15 protein-coding genes are annotated in these 15,304 nt (G+C 58.1%); 6 read left to right on the forward strand and 9 right to left on the reverse strand.

All coding sequences use genetic code 11. The features are described 5' to 3' along the window. Positions 1–5: 5 nt before the first annotated feature. The 5 genes from ASF29_RS18650 to ASF29_RS18670 are packed head-to-tail and all read right to left on the reverse strand — an operon-like array spanning position 6 to position 5,485. The gene (locus ASF29_RS18650; protein WP_062452144.1) at positions 6–557 is read right to left on the reverse strand and encodes a sarcosine oxidase subunit gamma; all 552 of its coding nucleotides are present in this window, start codon (positions 555–557) and stop codon (positions 6–8) included. Beyond that, positions 550–3,507 (reverse strand): sarcosine oxidase subunit alpha, encoded by a 2,958-nt coding sequence (locus tag ASF29_RS18655; protein ID WP_062452145.1) that lies wholly within the window; start codon positions 3,505–3,507, stop codon positions 550–552. The genes ASF29_RS18650 and ASF29_RS18655 overlap by 8 nt, the downstream gene beginning before the upstream one ends. Further along, a complete protein-coding gene (locus ASF29_RS18660; protein WP_062452146.1) occupies positions 3,504–3,818 on the reverse strand; it encodes a sarcosine oxidase subunit delta in 315 nt (104 codons plus the stop codon). The genes ASF29_RS18655 and ASF29_RS18660 overlap by 4 nt, the downstream gene beginning before the upstream one ends. 9 nt (positions 3,819–3,827) lie before the next feature. Then, a complete protein-coding gene (locus ASF29_RS18665; RefSeq protein WP_062452147.1) occupies positions 3,828–4,232 on the reverse strand; it encodes a hypothetical protein in 405 nt (134 codons plus the stop codon). Then, entirely contained in the window at positions 4,232–5,485 is a 1,254-nt protein-coding gene (locus tag ASF29_RS18670) for a sarcosine oxidase subunit beta family protein (protein WP_062452148.1), read from the reverse strand. Before ASF29_RS18670 ends, ASF29_RS18665 begins: the two co-directional genes overlap by 1 nt. 319 nt (positions 5,486–5,804) lie before the next feature. Between ASF29_RS18670 and rpsU the strand changes: the two genes are divergently transcribed. The 3 genes from rpsU to ASF29_RS18685 all read left to right on the forward strand — a co-directional run bounded on the left by rpsU (position 5,805) and on the right by ASF29_RS18685 (position 7,540). Next, on the forward strand, positions 5,805–6,035 hold the full coding sequence (rpsU, locus tag ASF29_RS18675) for a 30S ribosomal protein S21 (RefSeq protein WP_045228355.1): 231 nt from the start codon (positions 5,805–5,807) through the stop codon (positions 6,033–6,035). Between the two features lie 178 nt (positions 6,036–6,213). Then, positions 6,214–7,038: a tetratricopeptide repeat protein gene (locus tag ASF29_RS18680; protein WP_244473594.1), complete on the forward strand. Its 825-nt coding sequence runs from the start codon at positions 6,214–6,216 to the stop codon at positions 7,036–7,038. 76 nt (positions 7,039–7,114) lie between these two features. Further along, positions 7,115–7,540, forward strand: coding sequence for a hypothetical protein (locus tag ASF29_RS18685; protein WP_062452150.1), 426 nt, complete (start codon positions 7,115–7,117; stop codon positions 7,538–7,540). Between the two features lie 78 nt (positions 7,541–7,618). Here the strand turns inward: ASF29_RS18685 and ASF29_RS18690 are convergent, their stop codons facing one another. From ASF29_RS18690 to ASF29_RS18700, 3 genes are all read right to left on the reverse strand, one after another. Further along, positions 7,619–7,918 (reverse strand): hypothetical protein, encoded by a 300-nt coding sequence (locus ASF29_RS18690; protein ID WP_200925552.1) that lies wholly within the window; start codon positions 7,916–7,918, stop codon positions 7,619–7,621. A 4-nt stretch (positions 7,919–7,922) separates the two neighbouring features. Then, the gene (locus tag ASF29_RS18695) at positions 7,923–9,770 is read right to left on the reverse strand and encodes an ABC transporter ATP-binding protein (RefSeq protein WP_062452152.1); all 1,848 of its coding nucleotides are present in this window, start codon (positions 9,768–9,770) and stop codon (positions 7,923–7,925) included. Between the two features lie 265 nt (positions 9,771–10,035). Next, positions 10,036–10,260 carry an aa3-type cytochrome c oxidase subunit IV gene (locus tag ASF29_RS18700; protein ID WP_062452153.1) on the reverse strand — a complete coding sequence of 75 codons (225 nt, stop codon included), beginning with the start codon at positions 10,258–10,260 and terminating at the stop codon, positions 10,036–10,038. A gap of 426 nt (positions 10,261–10,686) precedes the next feature. Here ASF29_RS18700 and ASF29_RS18705 point away from each other — a divergent pair, with 426 nt between their 5' ends. Further along, the gene (locus ASF29_RS18705) at positions 10,687–11,226 is read left to right on the forward strand and encodes a TRAP transporter small permease subunit (protein ID WP_062452154.1); all 540 of its coding nucleotides are present in this window, start codon (positions 10,687–10,689) and stop codon (positions 11,224–11,226) included. Between the two features lie 29 nt (positions 11,227–11,255). Next, a complete protein-coding gene (locus ASF29_RS18710) occupies positions 11,256–12,758 on the forward strand; it encodes a TRAP transporter large permease subunit (protein ID WP_062452155.1) in 1,503 nt (500 codons plus the stop codon). A gap of 391 nt (positions 12,759–13,149) precedes the next feature. Here ASF29_RS18710 and ASF29_RS18715 read toward each other — a convergent pair whose 3' ends face one another. Further along, positions 13,150–14,256 (reverse strand): TRAP transporter substrate-binding protein, encoded by a 1,107-nt coding sequence (locus ASF29_RS18715; protein WP_062452156.1) that lies wholly within the window; start codon positions 14,254–14,256, stop codon positions 13,150–13,152. A gap of 287 nt (positions 14,257–14,543) precedes the next feature. Between ASF29_RS18715 and ASF29_RS18720 the strand changes: the two genes are divergently transcribed. Then, positions 14,544–15,299: a gamma-glutamyl-gamma-aminobutyrate hydrolase family protein gene (locus tag ASF29_RS18720; RefSeq protein ID WP_062452157.1), complete on the forward strand. Its 756-nt coding sequence runs from the start codon at positions 14,544–14,546 to the stop codon at positions 15,297–15,299. Positions 15,300–15,304 lie beyond the last annotated feature (5 nt).

The following is a 15,304-nucleotide window of genomic DNA, read 5'->3' on the forward strand; positions in this document are numbered from 1 at the left end:
ATGTCCTAGCCAGCGTCCCGCGAACCCTCTTCCAGCAATCCAAACACATAATCCGCGAACGAGCGCCAGCATTCCACCCGGAACGTATCTTCCGCCACGCGCAGGATCACCACCTCCGCCTTGCCGAAAATCGTGCGCGAACACGCCCCGACAGGAAACACGGCCAGCGACAAATCCTGCGGGCAGCCTGCGTTCAGCGTCGCTTCCGCGCCGGTGCCGGAAACGGTGATGGCCGTGTTGCGGTGGGAGACGTCGGTGGCGGAGTGGGGGGTGGAGACGGTGGCGCAGGCGTCCATGAGGTTGCTTTCGCCCTGATCGATCACCAGCCATTCATCCGGCCCCAGCCACAGTGCGGCGCGAAGGCCTGACGTGGTGGAGGTTTTCGGGGCCTGCGGCAGGCTGATGTCGAGCGCCTGCGAAAGCTCGTTGACAGCATCCGCCTTGGCGCGCAGGGACAGCCGGTAAGCGGGTGCTGCCATCTTGATCGAGACATTGGCGGAACCGGCACGAGCGCCTTCCAGAACCAAGGTGCGGTTTGCCATTGCGATATCAGCCATTGATGCGGCCTCCTTCCTTGTCGAAGAACACCATGTCCGTCACCTCTACAGCAATCGTCTTGTCGGCGAGCGGAATGTAGAGCGTTTCGCCCATGCGCGCCCGGCCACCGGCCACCAAACCGAAGGCAATGGAGCGGCCGAGATTTTCCGACCAGTAGGCCGAGGTCACATGCCCCAGCATGGTCATCGGCTTGGGCTGGTTCGGATCGGCCACGATCTGCCCGCCCTCTTCCGGCACATCCTGCGGATTTTTCGGCAGCAGGCCCACCAGTTGCTTGCGGCCCTCGCGCTTGAGGTCCTGGCGCTGCAAACCGCGAATGCCGACGAAATCCGTCTTCTTTTTGGAAACTGCCCAGCCAAGCCCAGCATCATCAGGCGTCACCGTGCCATCGGTATCCTGCCCGACGATGATATAGCCCTTTTCGGCGCGCAGAATATGCATGGTTTCGGTTCCATAAAGGCAGCCGCCCACGGCCTCAGCGCGCTGCGCAATTTCCTTCCAGACGGCAGGGCCGAAATCGGCAGGAACGTTGATTTCGAAACCGAGTTCGCCGGTAAAGGACACGCGGAACAGCCGCGTCGGCACGCCGCAAATCTTGCCTTCGGCAATGGCCATATGCGGGAAAGCTTCGGGCGAAAGGTCGATGCCCTCCACCAGCGGCGCAATCACCTCACACGCCTTCGGTCCCTGCACGGCAATGACAGCCCATTGTTCGGTGGCAGATGTCAGCCACACGTTCAGATGCGGGAATTCGGTCTGGAGATAGTCTTCCATATGGTGCAGCACACGCGGCGCACCGCCGGTCGTCGTCGTCACATGGAAACGGTCTTCGGCCAAGCGCCCCACCACGCCGTCATCATAAACAAAACCGTCTTCACGGGTCATGATGCCATAGCGGCAGCGGCCGGGTTTCAGCGTATCCCAGGCATTGGTGTAGAGCAGGTTGAGGAATTTGGCCGCATCCGGCCCGACAACCTCGATCTTGCCGAGTGTCGAGGCATCGAACACGCCCACCGTCTCACGCACCGTCTTGCACTCGCGGTTCACCGCTTGGTGCATGTCTTCACCGGCGCGCGGATAGAACCATGCGCGCTTCCAGTTGCCCACATCTTCGAAGGCTGCACCGGCGGCCTCTTCCAGTGCATGCATCGGCGTCTTGCGGGCGGGGTCGAACAGCTTGCCACGCGAATGGCCCACGAGCGTGCCGAAGGTAACAGGCGTATAGGGCGCTCGGAACGTCGTCAGCCCCACCTTGGGCAGGTCACGCCCCAGCGCTTCGGAGGCGATGGCCAGGCCATGCATGTTGGACATCTTGCCCTGATCCGACGCCATGCCGTTGGTGGTGAAGCGCTTGATATGCTCGATGGAATGCATGCCTTCACGCACCGCAAGGCGAATATCCTTGGCGCAGACATCATGCTGGAAATCGATGAAGGCCTTGACGCTATGCTCGTCGCCAGCCCCTTCCGCCGCACCGATCATGCCGCCGGTCCATGCCCGCACATTCTGGCCGGAGAATGCCACCGCACCACCGCCAGCGGCAGCCGCCTCGGCAATCAGTTCTCCAAGATCATCCGTGCCGTTGCAGGCACCGATGGAGACGCAATCCTGCACATGCACATCGGGCAGAAAACGCTGGTTTTCCGTGTCGTATGTCAACTTGCCGCGAGACTGCGAGAACAGATGTACGGATGGCGTCCAGCCTGCGGAAACCACCAGCGCATCCACCTTGATCTTGCGCTTGGAAGACCCGCCATTGCGGCCTACCGTGATGGAGGACACCCGCAGACGCCCCGCCGTATTATAAACGCTATGGCCTGCCAGCACCTCGATGCCCATCGCCCGCGCCTCGTCCACCAGCTTTGCATCCGGGTTGGCACGGCAATCCACGATAGCCGCAATCGTCACCCCTGCCCGCTTCAGGTCGAATGCTGTCTCATAGGCAGAGTCATGGGCAGTATAGACAGCCACGTTGTGACCAACGGTCACACCATACTGGTTGAGATAAGTGCGCGCCGCCGACGCCAGCATGATGCCGGGCCGGTCATTATTGGCAAACACCATGTGCCGTTCGATGGCGCCGGTCGCCAGCACCACCTTCTTCGCCCGCACCTGCCACAGCCGCTCGCGTGGCGCATGCCCCGGTGTCGCCAGATGGTCCGTCACGCGCTCTGCAAGGCCGATGAAATTGTGATTGTAATAGCCGAACACGGTGGTGCGGGTCAGCACCTCGACATTCGGCATGGCCTTCAGCTCGGCAAAGGTCTTCTTCGCCCAGTCATAGCCGTTGATACCATCGATGGTAGCGCCGGTATCGAAGCGAAGAGCGCCGCCAACCTCTGGGCTCTCATCCGCCAGAATAACCTTCGCACCCGTCTTTGCCGCCGCCAGCGCTGCCGTCAGTCCGGCCACGCCACCACCGGCCACCAGCACGTCGCAATGGGCATAGCGGCTGGCATAATGGTCGCTGTCGCCTTCTTTCGGCGCATTGCCGAGGCCCGCCGCACGGCGGATGATTGGCTCGTACAGCTTGTCCCACGCAGCCTTCGGCCACATGAAGGTCTTGTAGTAGAAGCCCGCCACGAACATGGGCGAGAGGAAATCATTCACCGCGCCAACATCGAAGGACAGCGACGGAAAGCGGTTCTGCGAAGAGACAATCGCGCCATCGAACACTTCCTGCACCGTGGCGCGCACATTCGGCTGCTTGCGGCTGCTATCTCTGGAAACATCGATCAGCGCGTTCGGCTCTTCCGGCCCGGCGGAAAGAAACCCGCGTGGGCGGTGATATTTGAACGAACGGCCAATCAGATGCACGCCATCGGCCAGCAGTGCAGAGGCAACGGTGTCGCCCTGAAGCGCCGTGTGGATCTTGCCATCGAAGGTAAAGCGCGCCGTGCGCGCGGGCGTCAGGCGGCCAGCGCCCTTGATGCGATACGCGCCGCTCATCGGGCTGCTCCTTCATGTCCGGCCAGCACCGTCGCCTCGTCCGGCTTCGGTTCGCCCGCCTTGTAGGTCAGGTGTATCTTGTCGGTCACGGAATGGCGCGCGGCGTTGAAGAAGCGTCCGCAGCCATGAATATGCCGCCAGCGCTCGAACACCATGCCCTTGTCATTGTCGCGCATGAAGAAATATTCGGCAAATTCCTCATCGGAAATGGCAGAGATGTTCTCGGGCCGCGCAATATGCGCCTCCCCCGCCCAGCGGAACTCCAGCTCGGAACGCTCTTCTTCACAATAGGGACAACGGATCAGCAGCATGGTCTTGCCTCAAAGAGAGCTTTCCGGAACGATGGTTCCGGCGGGTTGGTCACACAGGCGTTTCCCCATGGTGATATAGGGGTAAAGCCTGTTCATCAGTTCATCGATACTGGTAAAGGCGCGGAAAACCTTGGTCCTGCCGAGGTTGATGACGGCCATCATCATCGGGTTTACGTCAAGAAGAACCGGCGGCTCCTGCTCGCCGTCTTCGTTTTCTGCAACGAAGTAAACGAGCTTATCACCCGTCACCGGTGCGCAGAGAAGCATTCCTTCCCGCTCAACAAACGGCCAGCTTTCCTCGCCATGCGCCTTTCGAATCGTCTGGATGCGAAAATCACCCACCTCGGGTACCAACTTTTCGGACGCGGCAGGGGCTGTAGCAAACATCGCAGCGAGAAGCGCTTGAGAGATCATCAATGCGCCACCGCCGCAGCCGCCGCCTCATCGATCAGCCGTCCGGAACGGAACCGCTCCAGCGTCAGCCCTTCGGCCAGCTTATGCGGCTCACCGCGAGCGATCAGATGCGCAAACAGATGTGCAGACCCCGGCGTCGCCTTGAAGCCACCCGTGCCCCAGCCGCAATTGACGAAGAGGTTCGGCACCGGCGTCACGCTTTGAATGGCGGAACGATCCGGCGTGTTGTCGGTAATGCCGCCCCATTGGCGCATCATCTTCACGCGTCGGAAAATCGGAAACAACTCGCAGATGGCATCCAGCGTGTGTGTAATGATCTGCAAACCGCCGGTCTGGGAATAGGAATTATACTGGTCCGTCCCCGCGCCAATCACCAGCTCGCCCTTGTCGGATTGCGAGATATAGGCATGCACCGTGTTGGACATGACAACACAGGGGAAAATCGGCTTCAGCGGCTCGGACACCAACGCCTGCAACGGGTTGGACGCCAGCGGCACGCGCACATCGGCCATGTTCATAATGACGGAGGAATGCCCCGCCGCCGAAACGCCGATCTTCTTGGCGCCAATGAAGCCCCTGTTCGTCTCGACACCGGTCACCGCACCATCCGGCCCGCGACGGATGGCCGTCACCTCGCAGTTCTGGATGATGTGAACACCGCGATCCGACGCGCCACGGGCATAGCCCCAGGCCACCGCGTCATGCCGGGCCGTGCCGCCACGACGCTGAAGCGCTGCACCATTGATGGCGTAGCGGGCATTGGCGGAAATATCGAGCGGCGGACAGTAGGCCTTGGCCTGTTCCGGCGTCAGCCATTCATTGTCGATGCCATAGAGGCGGTTGGCATTGATATGGCGTTTAAAGCTCTGCTGGTCATGCACATTGTGCGACAGCATCATCACGCCGCGCGCCGAATACATGGTGTTGTAATTGAGATCCTGGCTCAAGCCTTCCCACAGTTTCAGGGAATGCTCGTAAATATCCATGCTCTCTTCATAGAGATAGTTGGAGCGGATGATCGTGGTGTTGCGGCCGGTATTGCCGCCGCCGATCCAGCCCTTTTCCAGCACCGCCACATTGGTAATGCCGTGTTCCTTGGCCAGATAATAAGCCGCGCCCAGCCCATGCCCGCCACCACCAATGATGATGACGTCATATTCTTTGCGCGGTTCGGGAGAGGCCCACTGCGCCTCCCATCCCTTATGCGCCCGCAAGGCCTCGCGAGCCACGGCAAAAACCGAAAATTTGCGCATTCGCGAACCACTCCTTGAAAGCCGGCTGGAAACCCCCGGCTCGTACTCTTCCGGCAGAACCATACACATCGCAAATCAATAACGACGGCAATGTCTCTTTTGCGACGTAGCGACATGATTGTTTTGACATATGCAAGAAGAATGGTTTCTACGCTGCTTTTTAGGGGCCATGGACAGTTAACGGCTGGACTTCCTGAAAATGATCTGCTATTGCACGTCACCAATCGCGCGGCCATACGGCCAACCGAACGATTTTTTGTTTGCTTGCGAATGCCATTATTCACACGGCAAAATAACCAACCAAAGGAACGGGATTCACGTGCAGGTACTAGTCCGCGACAACAACGTTGATCAGGCGCTTCGCGCTCTCAAGAAGAAGATGCAGCGCGAAGGCATTTTCCGCGAAATGAAGATGCGCGATTATTACGAGAAGCCTTCCCAGAAGCGCGCTCGCGAAAAGGCTGAAGCCGTTCGCCGCGTTCGCAAGCTGGCACGCAAGCGCATGCAGCGCGAAGGTCTGATTGCTGGCCCGCGCGCTCCGGCACGCTGATAGGTCGTCTTTTCGACGTTTTTGAATGCTTTTGGGGCGGGGGCGAATTTTTCGCCGCCGCTCTTTGAGTTTATGGCCGTTGAACGGGCTTGGTAGAGGGAACCCAAATCGCATGAACGCTGTTGATACCCGTGATTCCAGAAATCCGTTTTCAAGCGGTGTATCCCAGAGAGACAAGATGCGGTTTCGTTCCTCCCTGATCGTTTGTGGCGTGCTGGCGGCTCTTTCGGGCTGCGCCACCACCACACAGACGAATGATGTCTTCCAGCTCGACCGCGCGCAAGGCTCGACGGAAAACATCACATCGCTGACATCGGTCATCAACGCCAATCCGCAGGATCCCGAAGGCTACAACGTTCGCGGCTCCGCCTACGGTCGCGCTGGCGATTCCAAACGCGCCATCGCAGACTTCGAGCGTGCACTTCAGCTCAATCCGCGTTTCTATCAGGCATATGCCAACCGCGCCCTCGTTTACCGCAACAGCGGTCAGCAGCAGCTGGCCTTGCAGGATTACAACAGCGCGCTGCAGATCAACCCGAGCTATGATGTGGCGCTGATCGGTCGCGGTAATCTTTACCGCCAGACGGGCCGCGTCAACGAAGCCTTCAACGACTTCTCCGCCGCCATCAATCTCGATACGACCGATGGCCGCGCATGGCACAATCGCGGCCTGATCTATCAGCTGCGCAACCAGTACACCCAGGCCATCGAAGACTTCTCGAAAGCCATTTCGCTGTCACCGAATTCGCCTGAGCCCTACAACGGACGCGGCATTTCCTACGTCGCCCTCAATGACGACGAAAACGCCTTTGCCGACTTCAACCACGCGATTGCCCTCAACGGCGATCTGGCTGAATCCTGGGCCAACCAGGCACTCGTTTACGAGCGCCGTGGCGAACGCGACAAGGCCGCCAAATCCTACGGCCACGCCGCCCGCCTCGATCCGAAATACAAGCCAGCCGTCGATGGTCTGGCCCGTACACGCGGCGCAAGCGCGTCGTAAGATCGAAAAGCGCCATTCAGGCTCATGTCAGAATGGCGCTTTACCTTTCCTGGTCTAACCATGGAAAGGTCATCTGATGAAATACAAAAGCACCGCAATCGCAGCAGCCATTCTCTTCACGATGGCATCGCAAAGTTTCGCCGCCACCGTCGTCAAAGTCGTTGAAGGTGGCGAGGCCGGTGGTCCGATGACGCTCACTCTCGACCGATCCACCATCAAAGCAGGCGAGACGATTTTCCGTGTCCACAACGATGCTGTCGCTGAAGAGCATGAAATGGTCTTGGTCAAACTGAAGTCGCCCGACCAGAAGATCGACGTCGTCGCCGGAAAAAACCGCATCGACGAGAAGAAGCTGAAGAGCATGGGCGAAGTCTCCGATCTGAAACCCGGCGCTGACGGCCAGCTCAAAGCCAAACTCACACCCGGCTTTTACGTCCTTCTTTGCAACATCAAGGGCCATTACCAAGCCGGAATGCATGCCGGATTGACGGTGACCAGCTAACGTCGCCCGAGTGGACGGTGGCTTCGGGCCGTAGCCCCCGAAGCCACCGTCGAACGCCCCAGACGAGCCTCCGTCCACCTACACGCCATAGTCTCGGGCTATTGCTTCCTTGAACAAAGGCAGCAGTTCTTTGTAGGTCTCCAGAAATTCATCGTCCATGCGGTGATTTGAGCCTCGGAAGGAAATGAACAATTCGTTGCGCAGATCGACCAGCGTCTGGCGTTTGCTTGCCTGCGCAGCATCGCATGCCGCATTGAAAGATCCGAAATGTTGATACCCGTTGAATGTCAGCGCGAACGCTGCCACTGCGTTACGGTCCGCGGGATCAGGAAGATCGTCCAAGCGCAACGAGCTGTCAGGCTTAAGAATTATTTCCACTGCGCTATCCCTCGCCAATATAGCCGCCCGTCTGCCGCTGCCACAGGCGGGCATAAAGACCGCCTTGCTCCAACAGCGCCGCTGGCGGCCCCTCTTCAATGATGCGACCCTTTTCCAGCACGACGATCCGGTCCATTCGGGCGATGGTGGACAGCCGGTGCGCGATGGCGATGACCGTCTTGCCCGCCATCAGCATGTCGAGCTCGTCCTGAATAGCTGCCTCGGACTCGCTGTCGAGTGCCGAGGTCGCCTCGTCGAGAATGAGGATCGGCGCATCTTTCAACAATACCCGCGCAATGGCAACGCGCTGGCGCTGGCCGCCTGAAAGCTTGACGCCACGGTCGCCGACAAAGGCGTGATATCCGCGCCGCCCCTCGCTATCGACGAGATCGTCAATGAAGCGATCCGCCTGGGCGGACCGGGCTGCAGCCGCAATTGCCTCCTGCGAAGCATCCGGCTTGCCATAGCGGATATTATCGCCGACGGATCGGTGTAGCAGGGAAACCTCCTGCGAGATAAAACCGATATTTTCGCGAAGGCTCGCCTGCGTCACATCCCGAATGCTCTGCCCGTCGATGCGAACATCGCCGCCGCCGACCTCGTAAAACCGCAACAGCAGATTGACCAACGTGGTCTTTCCCGCACCGGAAACACCGACAAGTCCCACTTTCTCGCCGGCCGCAACCCTCAGCGTCAAGTGATCAATGACGGTCTTTTCGGCACGATACGCGAAATAAACCTTTTCGAAATCGATCTCACCGCGCTTGATAGACAGTGGACTGGCTCCTTGCGCATCGACGATGGTGGGCGGTGTCGTCATGACGGGCATCGCGTCGCGAATGGTCCCGATGGCCTGAAAGATTTGTTGACCCATCTCCAGAAAACTGCGTGCATTGGCTGAGAGCCGCTGGGTCAGATAGATCGCACCCGCAAACTGCCCGGTGGTCACGAACCCATACACCATGCCCCAGAAGCCGATGCCCAGCATCGCAATCCAGAGTACGACGCTAAGAAGAAGAATGTAGCTTCTCGTCGTCAAAAAGACACGCCGCTCACTGTGCTGCGTTCCGATGACATCGGTAAAAACCGTGCGCAGCGCTCCTGCCTCGCTGTCTTCGGCGGCAAATTGCTTGACCATCTGAATGTTACTGTAAAGATCGGTCATCGAGCCCACCAGCAGGCTACGTTTTTTGGCCGACCGACGAGACAGTTCGGCAAATTGCGGCACGGCCCGAACTGCAATCAATATACTGATGATGATCCAGATCAGGACCGGCAAAGCCAGTGGCCACGCCACTGTACTCAGCAGGATGAGTGAGCCGACGAATTGCACCAGAAAATATGGAATTGAATAGAAGGCAACGATGACCTGCTGCTGAACCGCCGAAGCAACCTGAGACAGACGCGAGGCGACCTGCCCCGCAAAGAGATCGTGAAAAAAGCGCAGGTCCTGGCGCTCGACGGCCTTGTGCCCCTGCCACTGAATAGCCGTGGGTAAACCAACCCCGACGGTCTGGGATGAGAGCGTATTGGCCACGAAGGCAACAATTGGTTGGACGGGGAACAGCAAGACGACCATGACCACCAAAAGCTGCCAGTCTTCCTGAAGAAACCCCGACGCACCCTTTGCCGTGACACCATCCACAATCGTGGAAAAACTCCAGATCAGGAAAAGGTTGATGGCCTCCATGACCATGGCAGAGACGGAAATCGCAATCAGCACCCATCGAAACATCCGCACAAAATGCATCAGCAGATGAAACGGTCCCTGTGAGGGTAGTGGCTCGAAAGGAATATCGAGCGGTCGAATCAGCCGCTCGAATGGGCGGTAAACGAAGTCTGAAAAGGCCATGGCGCTCTGCAGTACAATTGGAACAATAGCGGTGGCATCGAGAATCCCGTGGAGTTAACCATGGATTGCTCGCACAGCAAAACTCTATCTCCCAGATTGCAGAAATCTTCGGGCAGCAGCCAAAATGCTGGTGAAAAACAGAGGCCCTCCTGAATCAGGGCCCTGCAAGTGGCGAACGCACACCGCTGTTTGAGCCAGGTGGTCACGCCAAAACGCGGCGAGGGAGGACTTCCCCCACCGGTAAATTCAGCTCAATTTCACGATATCAACGAAGCAGCACGAAGCCTGCGACGGTCAGAATCAGGAACACCAGAAGTCCGCCGAAAAAACCGCCGGTCGTGAAAAATCCAACAGCCATGGCAATCATCAATACGGTGATGACCATGGTGCCGTATTTGGCGGCGGCCAGAAAGCCTTCATAGGTCTTTTCGTGTTCGGGGTAGTTCATCGGCGCACCGACTTCTACTGGACCCGTATGATGTTCGCTCATGCCATTCCCCTTGATTACCCACGATGACCGGCCATTCCTCCAGACGCCCAGTGGCGTCTTTCCTCGTTCGGCAGACCATCGCGACACGCTCCGGGCCAAGACCTAACATGGAATCATTCGAAAACGCAATGGAGCCGAGCCCATCCGTTGAGCTCGGTTGATCTGCTCAATTTCAGCCTTCGTCTTGCCCTGGCATGTGGAAAACCGTGCAGCCAAGCAACATTGACGGACGCAATTCTCCCCAAACTGCCGGTTTACACCGCCTGGCGCGCTATCACAGTTGCATTTCACAAAACCAACTCCTACACGAAATAGTGTGGAGGACGTCCGAAGCTTTCGTCAAGCAAAGCGGCAGCATCGTAACTGGGAAACGATCAGGACGACTTCGTGCCTAAAACCCGTAAAGGGATCGAGGAGGGGAAAAGAATGCAGGCTCTTCTAAAGGTAAGCGCCCTTATTGACTGGTTCAGTGAGGCGATGGGCCGTTTCGCAGGCTATCTCGTGCTGATCTGCTGCCTTGTCAGCGCTGGTAACGCGATCGTCCGCTACGTCTTCAATTACAGTTCCAATGGCTGGCTTGAAATCCAGTGGTACATGTTCGCTTTCATCGTCCTCGTCGGCGCGTCCTATACTTTGCGCATGAACGAACACGTGCGGGTAGACATCATCTACGGCGCAATTTCGGCCCGGACACGGCTGTGGGTCGACATCATTGGCATCATCTTCTTCCTGCTGCCCGCCTGCTTTTTTCTGGCTTGGCTGAGCTGGCCGATGTTCACCCTCTCGCTGGCGCAGAACGAAACGTCGTCCAATGCCGGCGGGCTCATTCGCTGGCCGGTGAAATTCATCATCTTCGCGGGCTTCGCGCTTCTCGTCCTTCAGGGAATATCCGAACTGGTGAAGCGCATTGGTGCGCTGAACGGGCTCTATGAGCTCGACACCAAATACGAAAAACCGCTCCAGTAAATCAGGCGCTGATCGCTAAGGATATTTCCATGTTCGAATACGGTATTCTGCCGCCGCTGATGTTCCTGGGCATGATCATCTTCATGCTCTACGGTTTTCCTGTGGCTTTCTCTCTGGCCTCCGTCGGCCTTCTTTTCGGCGTCATCGGCATCTTTACGGAGCATTTTTCTCCCGCCTTCATGCAGGCCCTGCCGCTGCGCATCTTCGGCATCATTTCCAACGATCTGCTGCTGGCTATTCCTTTCTTCACCTTCATGGGTGCCATTCTGGAGCGATGCGGTCTTGCCGAAGACCTGCTGGAAGGAACCGGAAAGCTCTTTGGCGCGATCCCCGGCGGTCTTGCCTACGCCGTCATCCTTGTCGGCGCGATCCTTGGTGCCATCACCGGCACGGTGGCCGCTTCGGTCATCACCATGGGCGTCATCTCGCTGCCCATCATGTTGAAATATGGCTATAATCCACGGCTGGCCACCGGCGTCATCGCCGCATCCGGCACCATTACGCAGGTCATTCCACCATCGCTGGTGCTCATCGTTCTGGCCGACCAGCTAGGCCGTTCGGTCGGCGACATGTATCTGGGCGCCATCGGTCCGTCGATCCTGCAGGTCACGATCTTCATCCTGTTCATCTTCATCATGTCGAAGCTTCGCCCCAGGGATTTACCGGCGCTGCCGCCTGAAGCGCGTGGCGAGCTCAACCGCGCGCTGGTGTTCAAGGTTCTCGCAGGTATGATCCCATCGATCGTGCTGATCTTCCTCGTGCTCGGCACCATCTTCATGGGACTTGCCACACCTACGGAAGCCGGCGCACTCGGCGTGGTCGGTGCCATGGCCCTGGCCGCCGCCCACCGCCGCCTGACATGGGACCTCGTCAAGCAGGGCATGCATTCGACGATGCATATCACATCCATGGTGGTCTTCATCCTCGTGGGTGCCACTTGCTTCAGCCTCGTCTTTCAGGGCATGGATGGTTCGCTGTGGATCGAACACATGCTCTCGGGCATTCCAGGCGGGCCTATCGGCTTCCTGATCTTCGTCAACATCTTCATATTCTTTCTGGCCTTCTTCCTTGATTTCTTCGAAATCGCCTTCATCGTGGTGCCAATGCTGGCACCGATTGCCCACTCCCTCGGCATCGACCTCATCTGGTTCGGTGTGCTGATCTGCATCAACATGCAGACAAGCTTCATGCACCCACCCTTCGGTTTTGCACTCTTTTACCTGCGTTCCATCGCGCCGAGATCCGTCAAGACCTCGGACATCTACATGGGAGCGATCCCGTGGCTGGGCATGCAGCTCATCTTGGTCGCCATCGTCATTTTCTGGCCCGAATCCGTTACCTACTGGCTGGACAAGACACCGGAGGTCGATCTGAGCACCATCAAAATCGAGGTTCCTGCCTTCGGCAACGGGGGTGGCAACACCATGCCAAACTTCGGCCTGCCACCCATGGACGGCGCACCGGCACAACCGGGCGGAAACGGACTGCCGGGCATGCCAAACCTCAACGAGCCACCGAAGATCGGACAGTGAGGCGGAACACTTGTTACGTGTGTGAAAACAGATTATATTGGTGAAGTGGAAGGCAGGGTTGCACCCCCACCTTCCGTTTTACTATCGCTTGAAAGTTAGTCGGACAGCTATTGACCAGCCTGTCCGGCTTTTTCTAAACAATAGCGTAATTCTAAGCGGCTTTCGCATCGCATCACCTCCACAGTTGAACAGCAAGGCCGTTGCCAAGGTCGGTGGGGCCCGTCTCCGCCGATACTCCGTCTGGTCCCGGAGTGTACTGCTTTTGCGTTCAACCAAAGCGATCATATGATTGCGAAAGAATTTGTCGAGAGGGCACAACCTTATCGCGCAAAATAAAAACCCGGACCTTCCGATCCGGGTTCCTCAATCACTGCTTGACCTCAGATGACGTTCAGAGCTTGCCGTTGCGCTGCTGGATCATCATGAACGTATCGAAGGTATATTCCGCCAACTGCATCCACAGATAGCCCTCGCGCTTGAAGGCAACCTGATCCTCATAGACCTTCTTGAAGTCAGGATTGGTGGCGGAAATTTCGGCGTAGACTTCCAGTGCGGCCTTGTAGCAGGCATCCAGAATATCCTGGCTGAACGGCCGCAACGTCGCCCCTTCGGCGACGATCTGCTTGATCGCGGTCGGGTTCTTGGCATCGTATTTCGCCATCATATTGGTGTTGGCGAAAGCGCAGGCATCCTGTAGCACGGCCTGATAATTCTTCGGCAAGCTGTTCCATTTGTCCAGATTGACGAAGGAGTGGATAACCGGTCCACCTTCCCAGAAGGCCGGATAATAGTAATATTTCGCGACTTTCTGGAAGCCCAGCTTATGGTCATCATAAGGGCCGACCCACTCGGCCGCATCGATCGTGCCCTTTTCCAGCGCCGGATAGATGTCGCCACCGGCGATCTGCTGCGGCACGACGCCGAGTTTTTCCACCACCTTGCCGGCGAGACCGGCAATGCGCATCTTTACACCTTTGAAGTCATCGACCGTGTTGATTTCCTTGCGGAACCAGCCGCCCATCTGCACGCCGGTATTGCCTGAAATCATGCCGTAGAGATTGTGCTTGGCATAGAATTCGTTGAGCAGCTTGTTGCCGTTACCTTCGTAGAACCACGAATTCGTCAGTCGCGCATTCAGGCCGAACGGAATGGCCGTGCCAATCGCAAAGGTCGGGTCCTTCCCGACATAATAATAGGAGCAGGTGTGGCACATTTCGACAGTGCCTGACGACACCGCATCCGCCGCCTGAAGGCCCGGCACGATTTCACCAGCCGCAAAAATCTGGATGTTGAAATTGCCGTCCGTTGCGGCTGAAACATGATTGGCAATGTCCTGCGCGCCCCCGAAAATCGTGTCGAGCGACTTAGGAAACGAGGAGGTCAGACGCCATGTGACCTTGGTGTTCTGCTGAGCGATTGCCGGCGCGGCGAGAACGGTGGCGGCGGCGACACCCGCGCCTGATACTGCACTTTTCTTGATGAATGAACGACGATCCATAAATATCCTCCCAGATACGAACCTCTAGCCAGTACCGAATTCCCCTCCGCTATCAGGCTTGGCAAGAAGAAAGCACGGGCCTTGGCAACTGACAAGCGTCCGCACCAAGAATAAGCCGCTGCCGGGGCACAGTTCTTCGCGCGCGCACATAAAAAATTATAATCAACTGAAATAAATCACGCCGTTCCTATACTTTAGACGAAGATGCTTTGCGACGAGACCGAAAACGGCGCTTGACGACAACCCTTCGCAGTCGCAAAACAGGGGCACATCAAGCCGGAGCCACCATGTCCAGACCCATCATCGCCATCCCTGCCGATATCAGACATCTCGACGGGGCCGAGTGGCATGCCGCCCAGACTCAGTATCTCGCAGCAGCGCTGAATGTCGCCAATGTCATGTCGCTCATCGTTCCCGCCTTCGAGGAGGGCAACGATGTCGACGCCATTCTGGATCGCGTCGATGGTTTGCTGGTGTCTGGATCGGCCACCAACGTCCACCCGTCGCTCTACGGCGCGGACGCCAGGGAGACCGACGGCCCGTTCGATCCCGGTCGCGACGCGACGAGCCTGGCACTCATTCGCCGGGCCATCGAGCGTGGCATGCCCATGCTGGCCATCTGTCGCGGCATTCAGGAACTGAACGTGGCGCTGGGCGGCACGCTTGCCAGCGAAATTCAGGAACAACCCGGCATCTGGGACCACCGCAAACCCGCTGACGTCGACCGTGACGAGGCCTTCGCCATTCGTCAGCCGGTGCATATCCGTGAAGGGTCCTGCATCGCCCGGCATCTGGGCATGGCTGGCGAAGTGCAGATCAATTCACTGCACCGCCAGGCTATCGCACAAACGGCACCAAGGTTGCAGGTCGAGGCGACGGCACAGGACGGCACGATCGAGGCTGTTTCCGTTATCGATGCCAAGGGTTTTGCCGTTGGGGTGCAATGGCACCCGGAATACTGGGCCGAAAGCGATGCGCCATCGCGCGCGCTGTTCGAAGCCTTTGGCAATGCCGTGAGAGCCTACCAAAAGCGCAACGCGTGATGCCC

This window comes from Rhizobium sp. Leaf262, assembly GCF_001422245.1.
Taxonomy (GTDB): domain Bacteria; phylum Pseudomonadota; class Alphaproteobacteria; order Rhizobiales; family Rhizobiaceae; genus Agrobacterium.

Bases quoted from the DNA above. Each gene is read 5' to 3' on its own strand.
- ASF29_RS18650 (WP_062452144.1), bottom strand. From the start codon at position 557: ATGGCTGATATCGCAATGGCAAACCGCACCTTGGTTCTGGAAGGCGCT.
- ASF29_RS18655 (WP_062452145.1), bottom strand. From the start codon at position 3,507: ATGAGCGGCGCGTATCGCATCAAGGGCGCTGGCCGCCTGACGCCCGCG.
- ASF29_RS18660 (WP_062452146.1), bottom strand. From the start codon at position 3,818: ATGCTGCTGATCCGTTGTCCCTATTGTGAAGAAGAGCGTTCCGAGCTG.
- ASF29_RS18665 (WP_062452147.1), bottom strand. From the start codon at position 4,232: ATGATCTCTCAAGCGCTTCTCGCTGCGATGTTTGCTACAGCCCCTGCC.
- ASF29_RS18670 (WP_062452148.1), bottom strand. From the start codon at position 5,485: ATGCGCAAATTTTCGGTTTTTGCCGTGGCTCGCGAGGCCTTGCGGGCG.
- ASF29_RS18680 (WP_244473594.1), top strand. From the start codon at position 6,214: ATGCGGTTTCGTTCCTCCCTGATCGTTTGTGGCGTGCTGGCGGCTCTT.
- ASF29_RS18685 (WP_062452150.1), top strand. From the start codon at position 7,115: ATGAAATACAAAAGCACCGCAATCGCAGCAGCCATTCTCTTCACGATG.
- ASF29_RS18695 (WP_062452152.1), bottom strand. From the start codon at position 9,770: ATGGCCTTTTCAGACTTCGTTTACCGCCCATTCGAGCGGCTGATTCGA.
- ASF29_RS18700 (WP_062452153.1), bottom strand. From the start codon at position 10,260: ATGAGCGAACATCATACGGGTCCAGTAGAAGTCGGTGCGCCGATGAAC.
- ASF29_RS18705 (WP_062452154.1), top strand. From the start codon at position 10,687: ATGCAGGCTCTTCTAAAGGTAAGCGCCCTTATTGACTGGTTCAGTGAG.
- ASF29_RS18710 (WP_062452155.1), top strand. From the start codon at position 11,256: ATGTTCGAATACGGTATTCTGCCGCCGCTGATGTTCCTGGGCATGATC.
- ASF29_RS18715 (WP_062452156.1), bottom strand. From the start codon at position 14,256: ATGGATCGTCGTTCATTCATCAAGAAAAGTGCAGTATCAGGCGCGGGT.
- ASF29_RS18720 (WP_062452157.1), top strand. From the start codon at position 14,544: ATGTCCAGACCCATCATCGCCATCCCTGCCGATATCAGACATCTCGAC.